Genomic DNA, 23,550 nt, shown 5'->3' with positions numbered 1-23,550 from the left:
CCTTCATGTCGTACGCCAGGGGTCTCAGCGGGCCTGCACGGCGGCGGCCGCACGGGCGCGGGCCGCGATGGAGGCCTCGGACTCCTTCGGCGTGCCGAGGCCCATCATCTTCATGACGCCGCCGACGACAGCGCCGAGCAGGATGAGCGCCGCACCGGCCCAGAAGCCGGGCACGTTGGCAGCGACCATGAAGACGCTGGCGACGCAGAAGCCGATGAAGGAAATGGTGACACCGGTCCAGGCGGCAAGGGTGTGTCCGTGGGCGCTGCCCGCCATGAGTTGCTCCTCGGTAGCTGTAGCTCGGGGTGAGTGCCGTCTGTCTGCGCGGCCACTCGTGGACCATTGTCCCGCACGCAGGGTCACGGGGTGAACCGGGGGTCAGGCTTCGCGCGTCGGGTCCTCGCCGCGGTCGAGGGCCTTCCACAGGTCCTCGGGCCGGTCCGGGTCGACCGTGCCGCCGCCCCCACGGCGTGCGGCCGAACGAGGGGCTCCGGCCCGCTCGTACCGGCCACCCATGGCGGGCCAGCGGCTGCCGAAGCGGAGCGCGAGGAGCCCGGCCAGCAGGATGAGCACGGCGCCGGCGGTGGTCACGTACGGCCAGGCCGTGTGGGTGAGGCTCTGCACGGCCGCGGCGGTGTCGCCGCTGATCCGGGCGGCCTCCGCGTTCAGGGCGTCGCTGTCGGACGCGCCGAGGTACGCGGCGAGGGCCGCTCCGGCGCCGCTCAGCGCGAGCAGCCCGGAGACGAGGGCCCGGCCGGTGCGGCGGACGGCGAAGACGGCGACGAGGGCGGCCAGGCCGACCACGGCCAAAGCCGTCGGCACGCCGGTGACGGCGCCGCCGTCGGCCTCGACAGGCACGGTGCCGCCGCCCACGGCGGCGACGCCCTCGGCCCACGTCTGGCCGGAGGACAGCAGCACGACGGTGGCGCCGAGGGCGCCCAGGAGAAGGGCCACGGCCAGGCTGCGGCGGCCGGCGGAGGCGGCCGGTACGCCGGCGCGGGCGGCGCGGGGCTGGGGTACGGGTACGGCACTCACGTACCCCACTATCCCCTACGCGGTCAGCCGGCGTTCATCCGGTTGGCGGTGTGGACGGCGCGGAGCACCGCGGCGGCCTTGTTGCGGCACTCGGTGTCCTCGGCGACCGGGTCGGAGTCGGCGACGACTCCGGCGCCGGCCTGCACGTACGCGGTGCCGTCGCGGAGCAGGGCGGTGCGGATGGCGATGGCGGTGTCGGAGTCGCCGGCGAAGTCCAGGTAGCCGACACAGCCGCCGTACAGGCCTCGCCGGGACGGCTCCAGCTCCTCGATGATCTGCATCGCGCGGGGCTTGGGCGCGCCGGAGAGCGTGCCGGCCGGGAAGCAGGCGGTGAGCACGTCGAAGGCGGTACGGCCCGGGGCGACGCGGCCGGTGACGGTGGACACGATGTGCATGACGTGCGAGTACCGCTCGACCGACATGAAGTCGACGACCTCGACGGAGCCGGGCTCGCAGACCCGTCCGAGGTCGTTGCGGCCGAGGTCGACGAGCATGAGGTGCTCGGCGCGCTCCTTGGGGTCGGCGAGCAGTTCCTCGGCGAGGTCGTGGTCCTCCTGCGGGGTGGCGCCGCGGTGCCGGGTGCCGGCGATGGGGTGGACCATCGCCCGGCCGTCCTCGACCTTGACCAGGGCCTCGGGCGAGGAGCCGACGACGTCGAAGCCGTTCTCGAAGCGGAAGAGGTACATGTACGGGGACGGGTTGGTGGCCCGCAGGACCCGGTACACGTCGAGCGCGGAGGCCTCGCACGGGGTCTCGAAGCGCTGCGAGGGCACGACCTGGAAGGCCTCGCCGGCCCGGATGCGCTCCTTGATGTCCTCGACGGCCTCCTGGTACGACTCGCCGCCCCACAGGGCGGAGAACTCGGGCAGCTCGGACGGCGGCAGGGCGACCGGCACGGTCTCGACCGGGCGGGCCAGGTCGGCCTCCATCGCGTCGAGGCGGGTGACGGCGTCCGCGTACGCCTCGTCGACGCCGGTGTCGAGGTCGTTGTGGTTGATCGCGTTGGCGATCAGCAGGACGCTGCCGTCCCAGTGGTCGAGGACGGCGAGGTCGCTGGTGAGCAGCATGGTGAGCTCGGGGAGCCGCAGGTCGTCCCGGGTGCTGTCGCCGATCCGCTCCAGGCGGCGGACGATGTCGTAGCCGAGGTAGCCGACCATGCCGCCGGTGAAGGGCGGCATCCCGGACGCGAGGTCGCGCGGGGTGTGCAGGGCCTCGACGGTGGCGCGCAGGGCGGCCAGCGGGTCGCCGTCGACGGGGACGCCGACCGGCGGGGTGCCGAGCCAGTGGGCCTGTCCGTCGCGCACGGTGAGGGTGGCGTCGCTGCGGACGCCGACGAAGGAGTACCGCGACCAGCTGCGGCCGTTCTCGGCGGATTCCAGCAGGAAGGTGCCGGGGCGTTCGGCGGCGAGCTTGCGGTAGAGCCCGACCGGGGTGTCGCCGTCCGCGAGGAGCCGGCGGCTGACGGGGATGACGCGGCGGTCGGCCGCCAGCTTGCGGAACGTCTCGAGATCCATGGCGCCCGACCCTACTGTCCGAGGGGGAGCACGTCGGCGTCGAAGCAGGTCCGCGCGCCGGTGTGGCAGGCGGCGCCGACCTGGTCGACCTTGACGAGCACGGTGTCGGCGTCACAGTCGAGGGCGACGGACTTGACGTGCTGGACGTGGCCGGAGGTGTCACCCTTGACCCAGTACTCCTGGCGGCTGCGGGACCAGTAGGTGCAGCGGCCGGTGGTGAGGGTGCGGTGCAGGGCCTCGTCGTCCATCCAGCCCAGCATGAGCACCTCGCCGGTGTCGTACTGCTGGGCGATGGCCGGGACGAGTCCGTCCGGGCTGCGCTTGAGACGGGCGGCGATGGCCGGGTCGAGGTTGCTGCTCATGCGGCCATTGTGCCGTGACCGGCGGGTCTTCTCGGCGGACCGTCCACTGGGCGGACCGGTGTCGGGCGCCGTACGCTGGCGGGCATGTCGACCCATGCGAAGCGTGAACGGCTCCTTCTCGCCGACCTGTTGGAGGCGGCGGGCCCCGATGCGCCGACGCTGTGCACCGGCTGGCGGACGCGTGATCTGGCCGCCCATGTGGTGGTGCGCGAGCGCCGCCCGGACGCGGCGGCGGGGACGGTGGTCCCGGCGCTCAAGGACCGGCTGGACCGGGTGCAGGCGGAGTTCGCGGAGAAGCCGTACGAGGAGCTGATCCAGCTGATCCGGACGGGTCCGCCGCGGATGTCGCCGTTCACGATCAAGCAGATCGACGAGGGCGCGAACACGGTCGAGTTCTATGTCCACGCGGAGGACGTGCGGCGGGCCCAGCCGGCCTGGTCGCCGCGCGAGCTGGACCCGGTCTTCTCCGACGTGCTCTGGTCGCGCCTGGAGAAGGGCGCCCGGCTGCTGGGGCGGAAGGCCCCGGTGGGCCTGGTGCTGCGGCGTCCGGACGGCCAGACGGCCGTGGCCCACAAGGGCACGCCGGTGGTGACGGTCACCGGGGAGCCCGGGGAGCTGACGATGTTCGTCTTCGGCCGGCAGGACGCGGCGAAGGTGCAGCTGGACGGCGACCAGGAGGCGGTGGCCCGCCTCCACGAGGCCAAGCAGCTCGGGATCTAGGCGGCCGGAGCGGCCGGCCCGGGCAGCTCCGCGTGGCGCAGGCCCTTGACGGCGAGGCCGTAGACACCGCTGAGGGCGCAGATCGAGGCGCTGACGACGAAGACCGGGCCGAGGCCCCAGGCCCCGATGGCCGCGCCGGCGACCGGGAGGCCCAGTGGGGCGATGCCGAGGCTGCCGAGGCTGGAGACGGCGCTCACCCGGCCCAGGTAGGCGGGGTCGCACTCGGTCTGGATCAGGGCTCCGCACAGCGCCCCGGAGAGCCCGGCGAGCAGGCCGATCGAGAGGGCGACGGCGACCGCGACGGGCAGCAGCGGGACGTACGCGAGCGCGCCGATCGACACGGCTCCGACGACCATGGCCGCGTTGAGGACGGCGCCGGCCCGGGGTATCCGGCCCCTGACGGCGAGCAGCAGGGAGGCGCCGCCCGCGCCCGTACCGAAGCCGGCGAGGACCCAGCCGATGCCGGAGGCGCCCCAGCCGCGCTGCTCGCACAGCAGCGCCAGGCCGACGTTGAGCGGGCCGGCGAAGCCGAGGTCGCCGAGAAGGACGACGATCATCAGCGGGCCGAGGACCTTGTGCCGGCGCAGGTAGCGCATGCCTTCGGCGAGGTCGCGCAGGGCCGTGCCGTCGCGCGGCTCGTCGTCGCCGGGCATGGGGCGGATCTTCAGCGCGCAGAGCAGGGGCACGGAGACGGCGAAGAGCAGTGCGGCGACGCCGAAGGCGGTCGCGGGGCCGCCGAGGGCGACGGCGAGGCCGCCGAGCGGGGCACCGACCACGGCGCCGAGCCGGTAGCCGATGCCGCGCATGCCCTGGACGCGGGCGAGCTGCTCGCGCTCGGCGATCCGGGGCGGCAGGGCGCCCACGGCGGGCAGGAAGACGGCGTCGACGGTACCGAAGACGAGGGCGACGACGGCGAGGACCCAGAGGCCCGGTGAGGCGAGGAAGAGGACGGCGGCGAGGCCGAAGGTGACGAGGCAGCGGACGGCGTCGGAGCCGATGACGACCCGGCGCGGCCCGAGGCGGTCGGCGATCACTCCGCCGAAGAGCATGAGCAGGGCGCGCGGGACCGCGGAGACGGCCATCACCAGTCCGGCCTGGGCGGGGGTGCCGCTGCTGACGGCGGCCCAGGACAGGGCCAGGTAGTAGATGCTGTCGCCGAGCGTGGAGGCGGTGAACGCGCCGAGCCAGCGCAGCACGTTGGGGTCGCGGTGGGCGGGGCGGGAGGCGGCGGGAGGGGACGGAGCCGTCATCGTGCGCGTCGTCATGGCCATCGGTCAGCCCCGGTACGGGAAGCCGTGGAGGTGGACGGCGACCTTCTCGCGGCCCTCGGTGTCGCCGGCGTCCTCGGCGGCGCGGGCCCGCTGGTCGTACTTCTTGAGGACGGCGTCGAGTTCCTCGCCGAGGGCGGCCAGTTCGGCGGCGGTCAGCCGGGGCAGCCACTCGGAGCTGATCGCGGCGGAGCGCCACTCGTCGGACCAGGTGAGCCGCTCGTCCATGAAGCGGCGGTGGAGTTCGGTGCGCTGCTCGTTGACGGTGCGGCCGACGGCGTCGCTCGCGGCGGCCATCTCGGGGTTCCCGCGGACGTCCTCGTCGCGGATCGACACCCCGTACGAGCTGGGCTGCCACCAGCGTTCGCGGCCGTCGGCGGACTGTGCCTCGGCCTCCTCGATGAGTCCGTGCTCGGCGAGCTTGCGCAGGTGGTAGCTGACGAGGGAGACGGCCTCGTCGACCTGCTCGGCGAGCTGGGAGGCGGTGGCGGTGCGGGCGACGAAGAGGGCCCGGTAGAGGCGCATGCGCAGCGGGTGCGCGATGGCCTTCAGCGTGCCGAGGTCGGTGATCCGGCGGTTCTCCTGCGAGGTCATGTCCACGACCGTAGATACGAAAGAAATCTTGCGCAATAGAATTTGCACAAATAATCCTGCGTATCCGGGAAAGAAGAAGGGCCGCCGTGGGGGCCCTTCAGGAAACCGGAACCCGGCTCAGCGGACCGGGTGGCCCGCCTCCCGCAGCGTCTCCTTGACCTGCGAGATCCGCAGGTCGCCGAAGTGGAAGACGGAGGCCGCGAGCACCGCGTCCGCACCGGCCTCGATCGCCGGCGGGAAGTCGGACAACCTGCCGGCGCCGCCGCTGGCGATCACCGGCACGGTCACGTGCTTGCGCACGGCCGCGATCATCTCGGTGTCGTAGCCGTCCTTCGTGCCGTCCGCGTCCATCGAGTTGAGCAGGATCTCGCCCGCGCCCAGCTCGGCGGCCCGGTGCGCCCACTCGACGGCGTCGATGCCGGTGCCCTTGCGTCCGCCGTGCGTGGTGACCTCGAAGGAGCCGGACTCGTTGCGGCGCGCGTCGACCGACAGCACGAGGACCTGGCGGCCGAACCGCTCGGCGATCTCGCGGATCAGCTCGGGCCGCTCGATGGCCGCGGTGTTGACGCCGACCTTGTCGGCGCCGGCCCGCAGCAGCTTGTCGACGTCCTCCGGCGAGCGGACGCCGCCGCCGACCGTCAGCGGGATGAAGACCTGCTCGGCGGTGCGGCGCACCACGTCGTAGGTGGTCTCCCGGTTGCCCGAGGAGGCGGTGATGTCGAGGAAGGTCAGCTCGTCGGCGCCCTCGGCGTCGTACAGCTTGGCCATCTCGACGGGGTCGCCCGCGTCGCGCAGGTTCTGGAAGTTGACGCCCTTGACGACCCGGCCGTTGTCCACGTCCAGGCAGGGGATCACGCGTACGGCGAGACTCATGCGGCACCGTCCCCTCGGTAGGCCTCGACCTCGACCTCGACGACCAGTCGGGGGTCCACGAAGCCGGAGACGATGATCATCGAAGCGGCCGGGCGGACCGCGTCGAACAGCTCCTTGTGGGCGCGGCCGACCTCGTCCACGTCCCGCGCGTGGGTGATGTACATCCGGGTACGGACGACGTCCTCGGCTCCCAGACCCAGCTGCTTCAGGGCGTCGAAGGCCACGTTGAAGGAGTTGACGGTCTGCTCGTACGGACCGCCGTCGGCGATCGCGCCGCCGACCACGGAGGTGCAGCCGGCCACCAGGACGGTCCCGTTCGGCAGCTCCACCGCGCGGGAGTAGCCGAACTGCTCCTCCCAGGGCGCGCCGGTGACGACCTTGCGCACGGACTCGGTCATACGGCGGCCACCGCCTTCAGCGCCTCTTCCAGGGTGAACGCCTTGGCGTACAGCGCCTTGCCGACGATCGCGCCCTCGACGCCCTCGTCCACCAGGCCGGACAGCGCGCGCAGGTCGTCCAGGGAGGACACGCCGCCGGAGGCGACGACCGGCTTGTCGGTGGCCTTGCAGACGTTGCGCAGCAGCTCCAGGTTGGGGCCCTGCAGCGTGCCGTCCTTGGCGATGTCGGTGACGACGTAGCGGGCGCAGCCCTCGGAGTCGAGGCGGGCCAGGGTCTCGTACAGGTCGCCGCCGTCGCGGGTCCAGCCGCGGCCGCGCAGCGTGGTGCCGCGGACGTCCAGGCCGACGGCGATCTTGTCGCCGTGCTCGGCGATGACCTTGGCGACCCAGTCGGGGGTCTCCAGGGCCGCGGTGCCGAGGTTGACGCGGGTGCAGCCGGTGGCGAGGGCGGCGGCGAGCGTGGCGTCGTCGCGGATGCCGCCGGACAGCTCGACCTTGATGTCCATGGCCGCGGTCACCTCGGCGACCAGGGCACGGTTGTCGCCGGTGCCGAACGCGGCGTCCAGGTCGACCAGGTGGAGCCACTCGGCGCCGGAGCTCTGCCAGGCGAGCGCTGCCTGGAGCGGGGATCCGTACGAGGTCTCCGTGCCGGACTCGCCGTGCACGAGCCGGACGGCCTGGCCGTCGCGGACGTCTACGGCGGGGAGCAGTTCAAGCGTGCGGGACATCAGAGCGTTCCGATCCAGTTGGTGAGGAGCTGCGCGCCGGCGTCGCCGGACTTCTCGGGGTGGAACTGGGTCGCCCACAGGGCGCCGTTCTCGACCGCCGCGACGAACGGCTCGCCGTGCGTGGCCCAGGTGACCTTGGGGGCGCGGATGTTCTTGTTCCCGACCTCCAGGGTCCACTCGCGCACCCCGTAGGAGTGCACGAAGTAGAACCGGGCGTCGGCGTCGAGGCCGGCGAACAGCTCGGTGTCCGCCGGCGCGTCGACGGTGTTCCAGCCCATGTGCGGGACGACCGGGGCCTTCAGCGGCTCGACGGTGCCGGGCCACTGGTCGAGGCCCTCGGTCTCGACGCCGTGCTCGATGCCGCGCTCGAACAGGATCTGCATGCCGACGCAGATGCCCATGACCGGGCGGCCGCCGGAGAGCCGGCGGCCGACGATCCAGTCGCCGCGGGCGTCCGTGAGGCCCTTCATGCAGGCGGCGAAGGCGCCGACGCCGGGGACGAGGAGCCCGTCGGCGTTCATGGCGCGGTCGTAGTCGCGGGTGATCTCGACGTCCGCGCCGACCCGGGCGAGGGCCCGCTCGGCGGAGCGGACGTTGCCGAAGCCGTAGTCGAAGACGACGACCTTCTTCGGGGACGCGCTGCTCATGACCACACGTCCAGTCGCAGCACGCCGGCGGCGAGGGAGAGCGCGGAGGCCAGCGCGAGCACGGTGACGACGCTGCGGGACTGCTTCTGCTTGACGAAGGAGTAGACACCCCCGAGCAGGAACAGACCGACGATGATCAGGACGGTCGACAGGCTGTTCACAGGGCGCCCTTCGTGGAGGGAAGAATTCCGGCAGCGCGCGGGTCGCGCTCGGAGGCGTAGCGCAGGGCGCGGGCGAGCGCCTTGAACTGGCACTCCACGATGTGGTGGGCGTTGCGCCCGTACGGCACGTGGACGTGCAGCGCGATCTGCGCCTGGGCGACGAAGGACTCCAGGATGTGCCGGGTCATCGTCGTGTCGTAGGAGCCGATCATCGGCGCCATGTTCTCGGGCTCGGTGTGCACCAGGTACGGGCGGCCGGAGAGGTCGACGGTGACCTGGGCGAGCGACTCGTCCAGCGGGACGGTGCAGTTGCCGAAGCGGTAGATGCCCACCTTGTCGCCGAGCGCCTGCTTGAAGGCGGCGCCGAGCGCGAGGGCGGTGTCCTCGATGGTGTGGTGGGAGTCGATGTGCAGGTCGCCGTCGGTCTTCACGGTGAGGTCGAACAGACCGTGCCGGCCGAGCTGGTCGAGCATGTGGTCGTAGAAGCCGACACCGGTGGCGACATCGACCTTTCCGGTGCCGTCGAGGTCGATCTCGACGACGACGGACGTCTCCTTGGTGGTCCGTTCGACCCGTCCTACGCGGCTCATGCCTGCTGCTCCTTCTTGAGTGCGCGAACCGCTTCCAGGAACGCGTCGTTCTCTTCGGGGGTGCCCGCGGTGACCCGCAGCCAGCCCGGTACGCCGTTGTCCCGGACCAGGACGCCCCGGTCGAGGATCTTCTGCCACGCCTCGTGGGAGCCGGCGGCGCCGTCGAAGCGGCCGAACTGCACGAAGTTCGCGTCGGACGCGGTGACCTCGTAGCCGATCACGCGCAGTTCGTCGACGAGCCGGTCCCGTTCGGTCTTCAGCTGCTCGACGTAACCGAGCAGCGTGTCGGTGTGTTCCAGGGCGGCCAGTGCGGTGGCCTGGGTGACGGCGGAGAGGTGGTACGGCAGCCGGACCAGCTGGACGGCGTCGACCACGGCCGGGTGGGCCGCCAGGTAGCCGAGGCGGAGCCCGGCGGCTCCGAAGGCCTTGGACATGGTGCGGGAGATCACCAGGTTGGGGCGGCCCTCGATCAGCGGCAGCAGCGAGTCGCGGTGGCTGAACTCGACGTACGCCTCGTCCACCACGACCAGCGACGGCTTGGCGGCCTGGGCGGCCTCGTACAGGGCCAGGACGGTCTCCGCCTCGACCGCCGTGCCGGTGGGGTTGTTGGGCGAGGTGATGAAGACGACGTCCGGCGCGTTCTCGGCGATGGCCTGCTCGGCCGCCGTCACGTCCACGCGGAAGTCGTCGTCGCGCGGGCCGGAGATCCAGCCGGTGCCGGTGCCGCGCGCGATCAGCGCGTGCATCGAGTACGAGGGCTCGAAGCCGATGGCCGTGCGGCCGGGACCGCCGAAGGTCTGCAGCAGCTGCTGGAGGACCTCGTTGGACCCGTTGGCCGCCCAGACGTTCTCGACCGTGACCGGGTGCCTGCCGGTCTTGGTGAGGTACGCGGCCAGCTGGGTGCGCAGCTCGATCGCGTCCCGGTCGGGGTAGCGGTTCAGGCCGCGGGCGGCCTCGGCGACCCGCTCCGCGATCCGGGCCACCAGCGGCTCGGGCAGCGGGTACGGGTTCTCGTTGGTGTTCAGCTGGACGGGCACGTCGAGCTGCGGCGCGCCGTACGGGGACTTGCCGCGGAGCTCGTCGCGGATGGGGAGGTCGTCGATGCCGACGGTCCTGTCGTTCGTGCTCACTTGCTGTCCGGCACCTTCCATCCGAACCTCGCCTTGAGGGCCGCGCCGTGCGCCGGCAGGTCCTCGGCCTCGGCCAGCGTCACCACGTGGTGGGCGACCTCGGCGAGCGCGTCCCGGGTGTAGTCCACGATGTGGACGCCGCGCAGGAAGGACTGCACGGACAGGCCCGAGGAGTGGCAGGCGCAGCCGCCGGTGGGCAGCACGTGGTTGGAGCCGGCGCAGTAGTCGCCGAGCGAGACCGGGGCCCAGGGGCCCACGAAGATCGCGCCGGCGTTGCGGACCCGGGCGGCCCACGCGGCGGCGTCGGCGGTCTGGATCTCCAGGTGCTCGGCGCCGTACGCGTCGACGACCTTGAGACCGTCCTCCAGGTCGCGGACCAGGACGATCGCGGACTGCTTGCCGGACAGGGCCGGGACGATCCGGTCGTCGACGTGCTTGGACGCGGCGACCTGGGTCTTCAGCTCCGCCTCGGTGGCGGCGGCCAGCTCCTCGGAGTCGGTGACCAGGACGGAGGCGGCCATCGGGTCGTGCTCGGCCTGGCTGATCAGGTCGGCGGCCACGTGCACCGGGTCGGCGGTGGAGTCCGCGAGGACCGCGATCTCGGTCGGGCCGGCCTCGGCGTCGATGCCGATGCGGCCCTTGAGGAGGCGCTTGGCGGCGGCGACGTAGATGTTGCCGGGGCCGGTGACCAGGTTGACCGGGGCGCAGCCGGGCTCGTCGGCGGTGCCCTCGGTGCCGTACGCGAACATGGCGATGGCCTGGGCGCCGCCGGCGGCGTAGACCTCGTCGACGCCGAGCAGGGCGCAGGCGGCCAGGATCGTCGGGTGCGGCAGGCCGCCGAACTCCTTCTGCGGGGGCGAGGCGATGGCCACACCCTCGACGCCGGCCTCCTGGGCCGGGACGACGTTCATCACGACGGAGGACGGGTACACGGAGCGGCCGCCCGGCACGTACAGGCCGACGCGCTCGACGGGGATCCACTTCTCGGTGACCGTGCCGCCGGGCACGACCTGGGTGGTGTGGTCGGTGCGGCGCTGCTCGCGGTGGACGAGGCGGGCGCGGCGGATGGACTCCTCGAGGGCGGCGCGGACGGGCGGGTCGAGCTCTTCGAGGGCGCGGGCGATCGCCTCGGCGGGGACGCGGAGGCCGGAGACCCGCACGCCGTCGAATTTCTCTCCGTAGTCGATGACCGCTGCGGCGCCATGATGCCGGACGTCCTCGCAGATTGGCCGCACCGTCTCCAGGGCGGCTTCCACGTCGAACTCGGCACGGGGCAGCAGGTCGCGCAGCGCGCCACCCTGCGGAAGGGTGTCGCCACGCAGGTCGATTCGAGAGATCACGGGTCAATTCTCGCAGACCGCTTTCGGCGCCGGTCGCCCGTATCACTGGCTGATACAAGCCACACCGGGCACGGACTGTCACAGCTGACCGTTAGCGTTCAGTCCGTCACAGAGCGGGAAGAACGGCCGTACGAATCCGGAGACAGGGGGCGGCAGTGACCGAGCCGCGCGACGACAGTGCGCCGGAGGATCTCACCGGCGCGGAACGGATGATGTGGCAGGCGTTCAGGATCGGGGCGACCTGCGATCTGAGACAGGGCAGCCCGGTGCTCGACGATCCGTTCTCCGGGCGGGAGTGGCCGGCCGAGCGCACGGTCCGGGCGGACGTGGTGGCGCTGCTGCTGCTCGACGGACCGCCGGCCCGGTCCGGGCGTGTCTCGGCGCTGAAGCTGCGCGGGGCGCGGATCACCGGGACGCTGAACCTGGCGGGCGGCCTGATAGCGCCGTACGTGGAGCTGAACGGCTGCCGCTTCGACCACGAGCTGGTGCTGCCGGAGTCCCACTTCAGAACGCTGCGGATGGTGGAGTGCGCGATTCCGCGCATCGAGGCGGCGCGCCTGCACACGCAGGGCGACCTGCATCTGCCCCGGTGCCGCGTGGAGCGCGGGATCCGGCTCACGGACGCGCAGATCGGCACCGACCTCCTGATCAACCAGATCCAGGTGTGGCCGGACCGGCGGGGCCGGGCGATCACCGCGGACGGCCTGTCGGTGGCGCAGGACCTCCAGGCCGAACTGATCGAGACACACGGCGAGTTCAGTCTGCGCGGGGCGAAGGTCGGCGTGTCGCTGAGCCTGCGCGGCAGCCGGCTGCGCGGCGCGCGCGAGCGCCGCGCGCTGAACGCGCCGCAGCTGACGGTGGAGCGCTCGCTGTACCTGAACGCGGCCTGGGTCTACGAGCAGACGGGGAACTCCACGTCCACTCCCCCGTTCGGGGTCGGCGCCACCCCGGTGCACGGGGCGCGGCGGCAGCCGGTCGAGTGCCACGGCGGGGTGCGGCTCGACGACGGCCGGTTCGGGGACTCGGTGGACCTGCACCACGCCCGGTTCCTGCTGTCCGGGGCGCGCCGCGAGGAGGTGTCGCTGCGCCGGATCGTCACGCCCGAGCTGCGGTTCAACGGGGAGCGCCCGGCGGAGGGCCGGGTGGTGCTTAACGGGGCGAAGGTGGTGACGCTGATCGACCTGTCGACCAGCTGGCCGGGTCCCGGCGGCCTGGCGATCAACGGGTTCGGCTACGAGAACCTGGTGCCGTACGGGCACTTCCCGCTGGCCCGGCGGCTCGAATGGGTGGCGGCGGCGACGCCGGAGTACGCGCCGGAGCCGTACGAACGCCTGGCGACGGTGCTGCGCAACAGCGGTGAGGACGCCGAGGCGCGGCAGGTGCTGCTGGCCAAGCAGCGGCGCCGGCGCGAGACGCTGCCGGTGGCGGGCAAGCTCTGGGGATACGTACAGGACTGGACGGTGGCGTACGGCTACCGGCCGGGCCGGGCGGCGCTGTGGATGGCGGTGCTGTGGGCGGCGGGGGCGCTGGCGTTCTCGCGGTACGACCCGGTCCCGCTGAAGGCGGACGAGGCCCCGGTGTGGAGCGCCCCGCTGTTCGCGCTGGACCTGCTGCTCCCGGTGATCAACCTGGGGCAGGACGGGTACTGGCGGCTGACGGGTCTGTGGCAGTGGACGGCGGCGGCGCTGATCCTGCTGGGCTGGGTGCTCGCGACGACGGTGGCGGCGGGCGCGTCGCGGCTCCTGACCCGGGGCTGAGACCGGCGTGTCGCACGGGCGCGGGATGTGCGGGAGGGGCGTGCGAGGTGGCCGTATTCGCCCCCTCGCGTCCGCTTCCTTTGCATCTTCTTGACGTTCCGGAATACAACCATTCCGCCGCTACCAAAGCTTCACACTCGCCCACTGGCGCGGCCCCGACCTGCGGTTTTCAATGGTCCGCACCATGCCATCGCTCCGTGCCCTGTTCACCGTCCGCAGGGTCCGGCCCACCCCGCCGACCACGGGGCTGCCGCCGGACGGCGACGTGCTGCTCGACGCGCCGGACGACCGGCTCGGTCCGGCGCTGGTCGCGGCCGCCCTCGGCGACCACGAACCGGCCGCCAAGCTGCTCGCCACCACGCGGGACGCCGCCGAGTGGGAGAACCGGGACCGGTACACGGCCCGCCTGGCGACCTTCGCGCACAGCCGCGGCGAGTGGCTGGCCCAGTGGCTCGCCACCTCCCCCGGCGACCCCGACGCGCGGCTCGTCGAGGCGGAGCTCGCGGTGCGCCGGGCCTGGCAGTCGCCGACCCGGGCGGAGCGGCTGCGCGAACTCTCCCCGCTCGTCGACGCCGCGGTGGCAGCCGATCCGGCGGACCCGGTGCCGTGGCGCCTCGCGCTGGACCACGCGCGCGGCGCGCACACCGGCGCCGCCGTCTTCGAGGCCCGCTGGGAGCAGGCGGTGCGCCGCTCCCCGCACCACTACGGCTGCCATGTCGCCGCGCTGAAGTACCTGTCGGCGCCCTGGCACGGTTCGCACGGCGCGTGCTTCGACTTCGCCGAGCAGGCCGCCGACGACGCACCGGCGGGCTCGCTGGTGCAGGCGCTGCCGGCCCGCGCGGCCCTCGCCCAGCTGTTGAGCGGCGACGCCGCCGGAGCGGTGCCGGAGGCGCGGATCGACGCGGCGGCCGAGCGGGCGGTGGCGCTGTCCGCCGTGTACCCGGTCGGCGACCCGTGGCCGGCGGAGGTGCGCAACAAGCTGGCGTACGTGCTGATCGAGCGCGGTCGCCGGACGGAGGCGCTGGAGCAGTTCGGCCGGATCGGCCGGTACGCGACGTCCTTCCCGTGGGCGTCCGTCAGCGACGATCCGCTGGCCCGGTTCCTCGAGGCCAGGGACGCGGTGCGGTCCTGCGCGCCGGCCGCCGTGCCACGGTTCGGACGGGCCGGACACGGCCGCGCCCACGGCCATTACGCTTGACCGCTGTGACCACCGCTCGTCTGCCTCTCTTTCCCCTGAACGGGGTGCTGTTCCCGGGCCTCGTGCTGCCCCTGAACGTCTTCGAGGAGCGTTATCGCGCCATGATGCGCGAGCTGCTGAAGACCGCCGAGGACGAGCCGCGCCGTTTCGCCGTCGTCGCGATCCGCGACGGCCGCGAGGTCGCGCCGACCGCCCCGGGGCTGCCCGACCAGACCGCGCTGCCCGAGAAGGGTCCGGCGGCCGGGTTCGGGACGGACCCGATCCAGGCGTTCCACCGGGTCGGCTGCGTCGCCGACGCGGCGTCGATCCGGGAGCGCGCCGACGGCAGCTTCGAGGTGATGGCCACCGGTACGACCCGGGTCAAGCTGCTCTCCGTCGACGCGACCGGCCCGTTCCTGGAGGCCGAGCTGGAGGAGCTGCCGGAGGACCGGGGCGAGGGCGCGGGCGCGCTCGCCGAAGGCGTGCTGCGGGCGTTCCGCGCGTACCAGAAGCGGCTGGCGGGGGCCCGTGAGCGCTCGCTGACCACCTCCGAGCTGCCCGACGACCCGTCGGTGGTGTCGTACCTGGTCGCCGCCGCGGCGGTGCTCGACACCCCGGCCAAGCAGCGGCTGCTGCAGGCCCCGGACACGGCGACCCGGCTGCGCGAGGAACTGACCCTGCTGCGCAAGGAGACGGCGGTGCTACGGCATCTGCCGTCGCTGCCGGCGGTGGACCTCACCCGCGCGCCGACCAGCCCGAACTGAGCCCGAGCCGAACGAGGACTTCCGGTGGCGAAGAAGCAGAAGAAGCAGGCAGATGGGGCGCGCGAAGCGCATTCGAACAAGGGTGGTGGTGGGCGACGGGCGGGAACCCCGGCGACCGTCGCGCTGACGGCGGCCGGCACGCCCTTCACCCTGCACGCGTACGACCACGACCCCGCCTCGGCCTCGTACGGCGAGGAGGCGGCGGAGGCCCTCGGCGTGTCGCCGGACCGGGTCTTCAAGACGCTGGTCGCGGACGTGGACGGCGAACTGACCGTCGCGGTGGTGCCGGTGGCCGGCCAGCTCGACCTGAAGGCGCTGGCCTCGGCGGTCGGCGGCAAGCGGGCCGCGATGGCGGACCCGGCGGCGGCCGAGCGGACCACGGGCTACGTGCGCGGCGGGATCTCCCCGCTGGGGCAGCGCAAGCGGCTGCGTACGGTGCTGGACGCGTCGGCCTCGTCGCACGACACGATCTGTATCTCGGCGGGCCGCCGCGGCCTGGAGGTCGAACTCTCCCCCGCCGACCTGGCGGCCCTCACCTCGGCGGTGCTGGCCCCGATCGGCCGCGGCTGACCCGGGGTTCTCAGGGCTCGGTGCGGCGCGGCGGGACCTGCTCCCACGGGCCCCACTCCGGCTCCGCGTCGCGCGGGCCGAACAGGGTGGTCAGGGCGAGGTGCAGGATCATCGCCGCTATGGGCCAGGCCAGCAGCGCGCCCACGGTGTTCAGCTCCAGGGGCGCGTCGAACGCGACGCCCTTGCCGACGGCCCTGGCGTGCGCGACCACGTCGTCCGTGGGGCCTAGGAAGCTGCCGACGCCCCAGGCGACCGCGGAGCCGGCCAGGCCGCCCGCCGCCAGGCCGAGCACCAGCCCCACCCCGCCGTGCCGGCGCCAGAGGAACACCAGGAGCCCGGCGAGCGCCCCGAAGCCGAGGCCCAGCAGCGCGAACGTGCCGTCCGCGCCGATCGCCGCCTCGCCCTCGCTGTTCTTCAGGAAGACCGCCTTGCCGTCGGAAATCAGCGGGATCCGGGGAGCCAGCCACAGCCACAGCAGCCCGAACACCACGCCCGCGAGGGCCGAGAGCGCCACCACCCCGAGCGCGTCCCGCACCTCGTGCCGCGCGCCCGGGACGTCCGGGGCGGGCTTCGGGAAGGGCTCCGGCCACGGCGTGTCGCCGTGGGGCTGGGAGTGCGGCTGGTGAGGCGGCGTCAGAGGTGCGGTCACCCCGCCATCGTGCCAGGCGCACCGGCGGAGCGCCTCACCGAGGGGATCTCAGCGGACGGCGGCCCGCCGGTACGCCCGCGTCGCCAGGGCCAGCGAGACGACGCCGACCGCGCCGCACACGGCGAGGTCGAGCGCCACGGCGGCCCAGTCCGGGTGCCTGTCGAACGTCCGGGCCAGCGCCTCCACGCCGTAGGTGGACGGCAGCAGGTCGCGGGCGTACCCGACGAGTCCGGGCAGCCGCTCGGCCGGCAGCACGCCGAGCAGCAGCGCGGCCGACATGCCGAGCTGGCCGAGCAGGGTGGCCAGCTCCTGGCGGGGCGCGAGCAGGCCGAGGGCCGCGCCGAGCCCGGCGAGCGCGGCGCCGGCCAGCGGCACGACGGCCGCCAGGATCCACAGGTGGGTGAGCGGCAGCCCGTACAGCAGCGAGCCGGCGACGGCGGTGAAGGCCGCGCCGGGCGCGGTGAAGGAGGCGTACGCGGCGGCCGTGCCGAGCACCACCGAGGCGGGCGGCACGGGCAGCGTGGCGTAGTGGTCGAGCCCTCCGCCGGACCGGAGCTGGCCGAAGTACTGGGCGAGCAGGTTGAGCGCGACGAACGCGACGACGAGGACGGAGGAGCCGGCGACGACCGCGCGGGCCTCGGGGCCGCCGTCGACGACCCCGCGCATCAGCACCATGATCCCGACGGACTGGAAGGTCGCCACGAACAGCAGCGGGATCCGGGCCACCCGGGCCCGGGAGAGCTGGGCCCGGTACACCGCGGCGAGCGCGGGCAGCGCCCGGGCCCGCGGCGCGAGCGGGGCGGCCTCCTCCTCGCCGGACCGGGCGGGGGCGCCGAGGGCTCCGGAGGGGGCCTCCGCGGGCACGGTGCTCACCTGACGCTGCTCCTGTCCGATTCCACTGGGGGTACGCGTGGGGCTCACGCCTTCACCAGACCCTTCGCCGCCCCGCCGAGCGCGAGGTAGACGTCCTCCAGGCTCGGGGTGGCGAGGGTGAAGTCGTCGAGGGCGGCGAAGGCCGCTCCGCCGGTGACCGCGGCGACGGCCGCGCGGGCCTCGTCGGGGGCGAGCCGGAACACCCAGCGGCGGCCGGACTCGGTGGCCGACGCGCGCAGCGCGGCGACCTCCGGAACGTCCAGCGGGGGCCGCTCGCGCCAGACCAGCTCGACCCGGACCTCGCCGGCGACGCGCTCCTTGAGCCCGGCGGGCGTGTCGCAGGCGATGACCCGGCCGCGTTCCAGGACGGCGACCCGGTCGAGGACGGTCTCCGCCTCGATGACGTTGTGGGTGACGAGCAGGACGGTCGTGCCGTGCTCGGCGCGGCGGCGGTCGACGGCGGCCCAGACGGCGCGCCGGGCCACCGGGTCCATGCCGGTGGTGGGCTCGTCGAGGACGAGGACGGGGCGTTCGCCGACCAGGGCGGTGGCGAAGCAGGCGAGCCGGCGCTGGCCGCCGGAGAGCTTCTTCAGCGGCCGGCCGGCGATGCCGGTGAGCCCCAGCTCCTCCAGGACGGCGTCCCGCTCGGCGCGGGCGGCGGGCGCTGACAGTCCGCGCAGCCGGCCGGTGGTCTCGGCGGCGAGCGCGACGGTCAGCTCGTCGAGCGCGGTGGACTCCTGGCCGAGGTAGCCGATCAGCCTGGCCGCGCGCTCGGGGTGGCGCACGAGGTCGTGGCCGAGCATCCGGACGCTGCCGGAGTCTGGGCGCATCAGACCGGTGAGCTGGCGGACCAGGGTGGACTTCCCGGCGCCGTTCGGGCCGAGCAGGCCGAAGATCTCGCCGCCGCCCACGTCCAGGCGGATGCCGTCGGTGGCGCGCACCTCGGGCGTCGCGGGGGTCCCGCGTCTGCCGCGCGTGGCGGGGTACGTCTTGACCAGATCCCGCACCACGCACACCGTACTCACGAGGGAGGAGCCTACGCCGGTCCTCGGGTCTGCTCCGGGGCGGGGGCGTGTTCTGCGGCGGCCCGGACGTCGATCTCGCGCCAGAAACCGGCCCGGATCGCGTACCGGTCGTGCTCGTCGATCTGGTCGTCCTTGTGCGCGAGCAGGCCGAACCTGGCCGCGTACCTCAGCAGTTCGCCGTCGATGCGGTGCGGGACGCGCGGGTACATGCCGGCCAGGCGCTGGACGTGACTCTGTTCCGGAAGCCGTTCCATCCAGCGGCGGGCGAACACCTGGCCGACCTCGAAGGGGTCGCCGCCGACGGTCGTGATGTCCTCCTCGCGGTCGGCCCAGCGCTGCTCGGCGCTGGTGAGCTGGGCGAGGGTGGGCAGCGACGCGGTCTCGGCGGGCTCGCCGAGCGGGCCGCCGGGACGGTCGACCCAGCCCCGGTCGGAGGACCAGCGCAGCGTCGCGCCGCCGGCCGGTGCGGCGGGCGCGTGGCCGCCGGGGCCGCGCAGGCCGGCGAGGTCCTTGGGGGTGGGGACGCCCTTGACGCCGTGCTGCGGCGCGGCGGGCGCGCCGTTGACACCGTTCAGCCCGTTCTCGTCGGGCGCGGCGGACGGATCCGCGGGCGCGTCGACGCCGCCGTTCGCCGCCGCGGCGGCGGCAGCGGCGGCCGCGGCCTCGGCGGCCCGTTCGGCGGAGGCGGCGAGCGCGGACTCGGGCAGCGGCGCGGAGAGGATCGCGGCGATCTCGGGGCGCGGGGCGGGCGGCGGCGCGCAGATGCCGGTGAGGTCCTTGGCGCGGACGGCGCGGGTGATCCAGGTCCGGTCGAGCACCCGGCGTTCGTCGGCCTCGGCGACGAGGTCCTCGGACTGGTTGTAGTCGCCGTCGGCGGCCTGGACGGCCCAGAGGTGGACGGCGACGCCGTGTTCCTTGGCGGACATCAGGCCGGGCAGCAGGTCGCCGTCGCCGGTGACCAGCACGACGTCCGAGCAGGCGCGGTTCCTGGCCAGCTCGGTGAGCTCGGCGTGCATGGCGGCGTCGACGCCCTTCTGGGCCCAGCGGCCGTCGCTGCGGGTCAGCGCGCCGAGCCGGACGGTGACCCGGGGCATCACGCGCAGCCTGCGGTGCTCCGGCTGGGGCACCCGGTCGGGCGCGCCGTCGAACCAGTAGATCCGCAGCAGCGGCTGGGCGGTGTCGGCCTCGGCGCGCTCGCGCAGCCCCTGGATGAGGGCGGCGTGGTCGACCGTGATGCGGGAGCGGGCCGGTTCCCCGGCGAGCAGGCTCGCGGCGGCGCCCAGCAGATAGCCGGCGTCCACCAGAACGACGCAGCGGTCCACGTGTTCCACCCTCTTTCGGGAACCTCGGGATCGGGAGTGCTTCGGGTTGCTTCGAGTCTGCCCGACCGTCGCGGCGCAGACAGCGGGAACTCGATCATCGGCGTGGCGGAAGTCACTCGGTTTCTCCGGCGCGCCGCGATTACGGTCCGTAATGATCCAAAATGCGACGCTTCTCCCCCTGTGTGAGTCTGACAGCGGCCCTGGCCCCCAGACCCCCTTGAGGAGGCATCACTCCCATGGCCAAGAACCGCAAGCAGAACCGCAGTCAGCAGTCCGCTTCGCCGGCCGAGCGCGGAACCCAGCAGGCCCAGCAGATGTCGATGGAGTCCGAGGCGCAGAACCGCGCCTCTCAGGTCACTCCGGGCGACATCGCCCGCAAGGGTCGGCAGAAGCGCTTCGGCCACAACTGATCAGGCCTGAAGCCGTAGGCAAAGGGGCGCGCCCGTGACGACGGGCGCGCCCCTTGCGCGTGCGGCGGAAGGTCCGGCGGATCAGCCCGCCAGGCAGGACGGGCCGAGCAGCACCTTCAGGTCGCCGAAGAGCGCCGGATCCGGCTGGACGCGGTGCCGGTCGAGCCGGAGCACCGTGGTCGTGCGCGGACCCTGGAGCTTGATCCGCACCTCGGTGTTGCCCTTGTGGTGGCTGAGGATCTCACCGAGGCGGCTGACCATCGGCGGGGTGATCTTCAGGGCGGGGATGGTGAGGATCACCGGCGCGTTGGTCCCGGCGTTCGACAGGTCGGGGACCATCAGCTCCATGGCGACCAGCCGGGGCACGTCCTCGCGCTTGTCGAGGCGGCCCTTGACGAAGACCACCGCGTCCTCGACGAGCTGGGTGGAGACCAGCTGGTACGTGGCCGGGAAGAACATGCACTCGATCGAGCCGGCCAGGTCCTCGACGGTGGCGATGGCCCAGGCGTTCCCCTGCTTGGTCATCTTCCGCTGGAGTCCGGAGATGATGCCGCCGATGGTGACGACCGCGCCGTCCGCGTGCTCGCCGCCGGTGAGCTGCGAGATGCCGGCGTCCGTCTTGTCGGACAGCACGTGCTCCAGGCCGAAGAGCGGGTGGTCGGAGACGTACAGGCCGAGCATCTCGCGCTCCTGGGCCAGCAGGTACGCCTTCTCCCACTCCAGCTCGGAGAACTCGACGTCGAGGCCGAAGCCGGGCTCGCTGCTGTCCTCCTCGCCCATGCCGCCGAACAGGTCGAACTGTCCCTCGGCCTCCTTGCGCTTGACCGCCACGACGTTGTCGATCATCGGCTCGTGCTGGGCGACCAGCCCCTTGCGGGTGTGGCCCATGGTGTCGAAGGCGCCGGCCTTGATCAGCGACTCGATGGTCCGCTTGTTGCAGACCACGGCCTCGACCTTGTCGAGGAAGTCGGGGAAGGAGGAGTACTTCCCCTTGGCCTTGCGGCTCTTGATGATCGACTCCACGACGTTGGAGCCGACGTTCCGGACGGCGGTGAGGCCGAAGAGGATCACGTCGTCGCCCTGGGCGGCGAAGTTCGACTGCGACTCGTTCACGTTCGGCGGGAGCACCTTGATGCCCATCCGGCGGCACTCGTTCAGGTAGACCGCGGACTTGTCCTTGTCGTCCTTGACCGAGGTCAGCAGTCCCGCCATGTACTCGGCGGGGTAGTTCGCCTTGAGGTAGGCGGTCCAGTAGGAGACCAGGCCGTACGCGGCGGAGTGCGCCTTGTTGAAGGCGTACCCGGCGAACGGGACCAGCACGTCCCAGAGGGCCTGGATGGCCTGGTCGCTGAAGCCCTTCTTCTTGGCGCCGGCCTGGAAGATGGTGAAGTTCTTCGCCAGCTCGTCGGGCTTCTTCTTGCCCATCACGCGGCGGAGGATGTCGGCCTCGCCGAGCGAGTAGCCGGCGATGATCTGGGCGGCCTTCTGCACCTGCTCCTGGTACACGATCAGGCCGTAGGTGACGTCGAGGACCTCCCGGAGCGGCTCCTCCAGCTCCGGGTGGATCGGCGTGATCTCCTGCTGCTTGTTCTTGCGCAGGGCGTAGTTCGTGTGCGAGTTCATGCCCATCGGGCCCGGGCGGTAGAGCGCGGACACGGCGGAGATGTCTTCGAAGTTGTCGGGCTTCATCAGCCGCAGCAGGGACCGCATGGGGCCGCCGTCGAACTGGAAGACGCCGAGGGTGTCACCGCGCTGGAGCAGTTCGAAGGTCTTCGGGTCGTCCAGCGGCAGGGCGAGCAGGTCGAGGTCGATGCCCTTGTTGGCCTTCACCATCTTGACGGCGTCGTCCATGATCGTGAGGTTCCTGAGGCCCAGGAAGTCCATCTTGATCAGGCCGAGCGACTCGCACTGGGGGTAGTCCCACTGCGTGATGGTGACGCCGTCGGTGTGCCGCACCCAGATCGGCGCGTGGTCGACGATGGGCTCGCTGGACATGATCACGCCGGCCGCGTGCACGCCCATCTGCCGGACCAGGCCCTCGACGCCCTTGGCGGTGTCGATGACCTTCTTCACGTCGGGCTCGTTCTCGTACATCGCCCGGATCTCGCCCGCCTCGCTGTAGCGCGGGTGCGAGGGGTCGGTGATGCCGTTGAGGTCGATGCCCTTGCCGAGGACGTCGGCGGGCATGGCCTTGGTGAGCCGGTCGCCCATCGCGTACGGGTAGCCGAGCACGCGGGCGGAGTCCTTGATGGCGTTCTTCGCCTTGATCTTGCCGTACGTGCCGATCATGGCGACCTTGTCGGCGCCGTACTTCTCGGTCACGTACCGGATCACCTCGACGCGCCGACGCTCGTCGAAGTCGATGTCGACATCGGGCATGGAGACGCGCTCGGGGTTGAGGAAGCGCTCGAAGATCAGTCCGTGCGGGATGGGGTCGAGGTCGGTGATGCCCATCGCGTACGCGACGATCGAGCCGGCCGCGGAGCCTCGGCCGGGGCCGACGGCGATGCCCTGGCTCTTCGCCCACATGATGAAGTCGGCGACGACGAGGAAGTAGCCCGGGAACCCCATCTGGATGATGACGTCCATCTCGTACTCGGCCTGCTTCTGCCGGTCCTCGGGGACGCCTCCGGGGTAGCGGCGGGCCATGCCGCGCCGCACCTCCTCCTTGAACCAGGTGACGTTGGTGTAGCCCTCTTCCGGGATGTCGAACTTCGGCATGAGGTCACGCGGCTCGAACATGCCGGTGGTGTCGACCTGCTCGGCCACCAGGAGGGTGTTGCGGCAGCCCTCCTGCCAGGCGTCCGAGGAGTCGACGGCGTACATCTCGTCCGTGGTCTTCAGGTAGTAGCCGGTGCCGTCGAACTTGAAGCGGTCCGGGTCGGAGAGGTTCTTGCCGGTCTGGATGCAGAGCAGGGCGTCGTGGGCGGTGGCCTCGTGCGCGTACGTGTAGTGCGAGTCGTTGGTGACCAGCGGCGGGATGCCGAGCTTCTTGCCGATCTCGAGCAGCCCGTCACGGACCCGGCGCTCGATCTCGATGCCGTGGTCCATCAGCTCCAGGAAGTACCGGTCCTTGCCGAAGATGTCCTGGTACTCGGAGGCCGACTTCAGGGCCTCGTCGAACTGGCCGAGGCGGAGCCGGGTCTGCAGCTCGCCGGAGGGGCAGCCGGTGGAGGCGATCAGGCCCTCCGACCACTGGGAGATGGTCTCCTTGTCCATCCGCGGCCACTTCTGCAGCCAGCCCTCGGCGTACGCGTCGGATGAGAGCCGGAAGAGGTTGTGCAGACCGGTGGAGTTCGCCGCCCAGATGGTCTTGTGGGTGTAACCGCCGGAACCGGAGACGTCGTCCCGCTTCTGGTGCGGCTGGCCCCACTGGATCTTGCGCTTGTTCCGCCGGGACTCCGGCGCCACGTACGCCTCGATGCCGATGATCGGCGTCACACCGGCCTTCTTGGCCGTGTGGAAGAAGTCGTAGGCGCCGTGCAGGTTGCCGTGGTCGGACATGGCGATATGGGTCATGCCCATCTCGTTGCACGCGTTGAACATGTCCTTCAGCCGCGCGGCACCGTCCAGCAGCGAGTACTGGGTGTGGACGTGGAGGTGCGTGAAGGGCGGCTTGGTCACGGTGGGAGGCCTCCAGGAA

25 protein-coding genes are annotated in these 23,550 nt (G+C 72.5%); 6 read left to right on the top strand and 19 right to left on the bottom strand.

Going from position 1 to position 23,550, the window contains the following annotated elements:
• Window positions 1-24: 24 nt before the first annotated feature.
• From R2D22_RS27510 to hisI, 4 genes are all read right to left on the bottom strand, one after another.
• Window positions 25-276 carry an HGxxPAAW family protein gene (locus R2D22_RS27510; RefSeq protein WP_318107373.1) on the bottom strand — a complete coding sequence of 84 codons (252 nt, stop codon included), beginning with the start codon at window positions 274-276 and terminating at the stop codon, window positions 25-27.
• Window positions 277-378: 102 nt separating this feature from the next.
• The gene (locus tag R2D22_RS27505; RefSeq protein ID WP_318107372.1) at window positions 379-1,044 is read right to left on the bottom strand and encodes a TIGR02234 family membrane protein; all 666 of its coding nucleotides are present in this window, start codon (window positions 1,042-1,044) and stop codon (window positions 379-381) included.
• Window positions 1,045-1,058: 14 nt separating this feature from the next.
• Window positions 1,059-2,549, bottom strand: a complete 1,491-nt coding sequence (locus R2D22_RS27500) for an anthranilate synthase component I (RefSeq protein WP_318107371.1) — start codon at window positions 2,547-2,549, stop codon at window positions 1,059-1,061.
• 11 nt (window positions 2,550-2,560) lie between these two features.
• Window positions 2,561-2,911, bottom strand: a complete 351-nt coding sequence (gene hisI / locus R2D22_RS27495; protein ID WP_318107370.1) for a phosphoribosyl-AMP cyclohydrolase — start codon at window positions 2,909-2,911, stop codon at window positions 2,561-2,563.
• Between the two features lie 84 nt (window positions 2,912-2,995).
• Between hisI and R2D22_RS27490 the strand changes: the two genes are divergently transcribed.
• Window positions 2,996-3,631 carry a TIGR03085 family metal-binding protein gene (locus R2D22_RS27490; RefSeq protein ID WP_318107369.1) on the top strand — a complete coding sequence of 212 codons (636 nt, stop codon included), beginning with the start codon at window positions 2,996-2,998 and terminating at the stop codon, window positions 3,629-3,631.
• Here R2D22_RS27490 and R2D22_RS27485 read toward each other — a convergent pair.
• The 10 genes from R2D22_RS27485 to hisD all read right to left on the bottom strand — a co-directional run bounded on the left by R2D22_RS27485 (window position 3,628) and on the right by hisD (window position 11,360).
• A complete protein-coding gene (locus tag R2D22_RS27485) occupies window positions 3,628-4,881 on the bottom strand; it encodes an MFS transporter (RefSeq protein ID WP_318107368.1) in 1,254 nt (417 codons plus the stop codon). The genes R2D22_RS27490 and R2D22_RS27485 overlap by 4 nt on opposite strands.
• 24 nt (window positions 4,882-4,905) lie before the next feature.
• Window positions 4,906-5,493: an ArsR/SmtB family transcription factor gene (locus R2D22_RS27480; protein ID WP_318107367.1), complete on the bottom strand. Its 588-nt coding sequence runs from the start codon at window positions 5,491-5,493 to the stop codon at window positions 4,906-4,908.
• 117 nt (window positions 5,494-5,610) lie between these two features.
• Window positions 5,611-6,366, bottom strand: coding sequence for an imidazole glycerol phosphate synthase subunit HisF (gene hisF / locus R2D22_RS27475; RefSeq protein ID WP_318107366.1), 756 nt, complete (start codon window positions 6,364-6,366; stop codon window positions 5,611-5,613).
• Window positions 6,363-6,764 (bottom strand): RidA family protein, encoded by a 402-nt coding sequence (locus tag R2D22_RS27470; RefSeq protein WP_318107365.1) that lies wholly within the window; start codon window positions 6,762-6,764, stop codon window positions 6,363-6,365. Before R2D22_RS27470 ends, hisF begins: the two co-directional genes overlap by 4 nt.
• The gene (gene priA, locus R2D22_RS27465) at window positions 6,761-7,492 is read right to left on the bottom strand and encodes a bifunctional 1-(5-phosphoribosyl)-5-((5-phosphoribosylamino)methylideneamino)imidazole-4-carboxamide isomerase/phosphoribosylanthranilate isomerase PriA (RefSeq protein WP_318107364.1); all 732 of its coding nucleotides are present in this window, start codon (window positions 7,490-7,492) and stop codon (window positions 6,761-6,763) included. Before priA ends, R2D22_RS27470 begins: the two co-directional genes overlap by 4 nt.
• Window positions 7,492-8,139, bottom strand: coding sequence for an imidazole glycerol phosphate synthase subunit HisH (hisH, locus tag R2D22_RS27460; protein ID WP_318107363.1), 648 nt, complete (start codon window positions 8,137-8,139; stop codon window positions 7,492-7,494). The genes priA and hisH overlap by 1 nt, the downstream gene beginning before the upstream one ends.
• The gene (locus R2D22_RS27455; RefSeq protein ID WP_318107362.1) at window positions 8,136-8,300 is read right to left on the bottom strand and encodes a hypothetical protein; all 165 of its coding nucleotides are present in this window, start codon (window positions 8,298-8,300) and stop codon (window positions 8,136-8,138) included. The genes hisH and R2D22_RS27455 overlap by 4 nt, the downstream gene beginning before the upstream one ends.
• Window positions 8,297-8,890, bottom strand: coding sequence for an imidazoleglycerol-phosphate dehydratase HisB (gene hisB, locus R2D22_RS27450; RefSeq protein WP_058941846.1), 594 nt, complete (start codon window positions 8,888-8,890; stop codon window positions 8,297-8,299). The genes R2D22_RS27455 and hisB overlap by 4 nt, the downstream gene beginning before the upstream one ends.
• Window positions 8,887-10,020, bottom strand: a complete 1,134-nt coding sequence (locus R2D22_RS27445; RefSeq protein WP_318107361.1) for a histidinol-phosphate transaminase — start codon at window positions 10,018-10,020, stop codon at window positions 8,887-8,889. Before R2D22_RS27445 ends, hisB begins: the two co-directional genes overlap by 4 nt.
• A complete protein-coding gene (gene hisD / locus R2D22_RS27440) occupies window positions 10,017-11,360 on the bottom strand; it encodes a histidinol dehydrogenase (protein WP_318107360.1) in 1,344 nt (447 codons plus the stop codon). The genes R2D22_RS27445 and hisD overlap by 4 nt, the downstream gene beginning before the upstream one ends.
• A gap of 155 nt (window positions 11,361-11,515) precedes the next feature.
• On the opposite strand from hisD, the gene R2D22_RS27435 reads away from it, so the two are divergent.
• The 4 genes from R2D22_RS27435 (at window position 11,516) to ybaK (ending at window position 15,628) form a co-directional block, all read left to right on the top strand.
• A complete protein-coding gene (locus tag R2D22_RS27435) occupies window positions 11,516-13,117 on the top strand; it encodes an oxidoreductase (protein WP_318107359.1) in 1,602 nt (533 codons plus the stop codon).
• 172 nt (window positions 13,118-13,289) lie between these two features.
• Complete coding sequence (locus R2D22_RS27430) at window positions 13,290-14,315, top strand: hypothetical protein (protein WP_318107358.1); 1,026 nt, start codon at window positions 13,290-13,292, stop codon at window positions 14,313-14,315.
• A 5-nt stretch (window positions 14,316-14,320) separates the two neighbouring features.
• On the top strand, window positions 14,321-15,058 hold the full coding sequence (locus tag R2D22_RS27425; RefSeq protein WP_318107357.1) for an LON peptidase substrate-binding domain-containing protein: 738 nt from the start codon (window positions 14,321-14,323) through the stop codon (window positions 15,056-15,058).
• 24 nt (window positions 15,059-15,082) lie between these two features.
• Window positions 15,083-15,628, top strand: coding sequence for a Cys-tRNA(Pro) deacylase (ybaK, locus tag R2D22_RS27420; RefSeq protein WP_318107356.1), 546 nt, complete (start codon window positions 15,083-15,085; stop codon window positions 15,626-15,628).
• Window positions 15,629-15,638: 10 nt separating this feature from the next.
• On the opposite strand, the gene R2D22_RS27415 is transcribed toward ybaK, so the two are convergent.
• The 4 genes from R2D22_RS27415 to R2D22_RS27400 are packed head-to-tail and all read right to left on the bottom strand — an operon-like array spanning window position 15,639 to window position 19,506.
• On the bottom strand, window positions 15,639-16,277 hold the full coding sequence (locus tag R2D22_RS27415) for a DUF2567 domain-containing protein (RefSeq protein WP_318107355.1): 639 nt from the start codon (window positions 16,275-16,277) through the stop codon (window positions 15,639-15,641).
• A 48-nt stretch (window positions 16,278-16,325) separates the two neighbouring features.
• Entirely contained in the window at window positions 16,326-17,150 is an 825-nt protein-coding gene (locus tag R2D22_RS27410; protein WP_318107354.1) for an ABC transporter permease, read from the bottom strand.
• A gap of 44 nt (window positions 17,151-17,194) precedes the next feature.
• Window positions 17,195-18,166, bottom strand: a complete 972-nt coding sequence (locus R2D22_RS27405) for an ABC transporter ATP-binding protein (protein ID WP_318110009.1) — start codon at window positions 18,164-18,166, stop codon at window positions 17,195-17,197.
• 20 nt (window positions 18,167-18,186) lie between these two features.
• Complete coding sequence (locus tag R2D22_RS27400) at window positions 18,187-19,506, bottom strand: NYN domain-containing protein (protein ID WP_318107353.1); 1,320 nt, start codon at window positions 19,504-19,506, stop codon at window positions 18,187-18,189.
• A gap of 227 nt (window positions 19,507-19,733) precedes the next feature.
• Between R2D22_RS27400 and R2D22_RS27395 the strand changes: the two genes are divergently transcribed.
• Window positions 19,734-19,907 (top strand): hypothetical protein, encoded by a 174-nt coding sequence (locus tag R2D22_RS27395; protein WP_318107352.1) that lies wholly within the window; start codon window positions 19,734-19,736, stop codon window positions 19,905-19,907.
• Between the two features lie 81 nt (window positions 19,908-19,988).
• On the opposite strand, the gene dnaE is transcribed toward R2D22_RS27395, so the two are convergent.
• The gene (gene dnaE, locus R2D22_RS27390; RefSeq protein ID WP_318107351.1) at window positions 19,989-23,531 is read right to left on the bottom strand and encodes a DNA polymerase III subunit alpha; all 3,543 of its coding nucleotides are present in this window, start codon (window positions 23,529-23,531) and stop codon (window positions 19,989-19,991) included.
• Window positions 23,532-23,550: the final 19 nt, after the last annotated feature.

The sequence above is a fragment of the Streptomyces sp. HUAS YS2 genome, assembly GCF_033343995.1.
GTDB lineage: Bacteria > Actinomycetota > Actinomycetes > Streptomycetales > Streptomycetaceae > Streptomyces > Streptomyces solicathayae.
The sequence above is the reverse complement of the archived record's forward strand: the minus strand, read 5'-3'. Positions and strand labels throughout refer to the sequence as shown.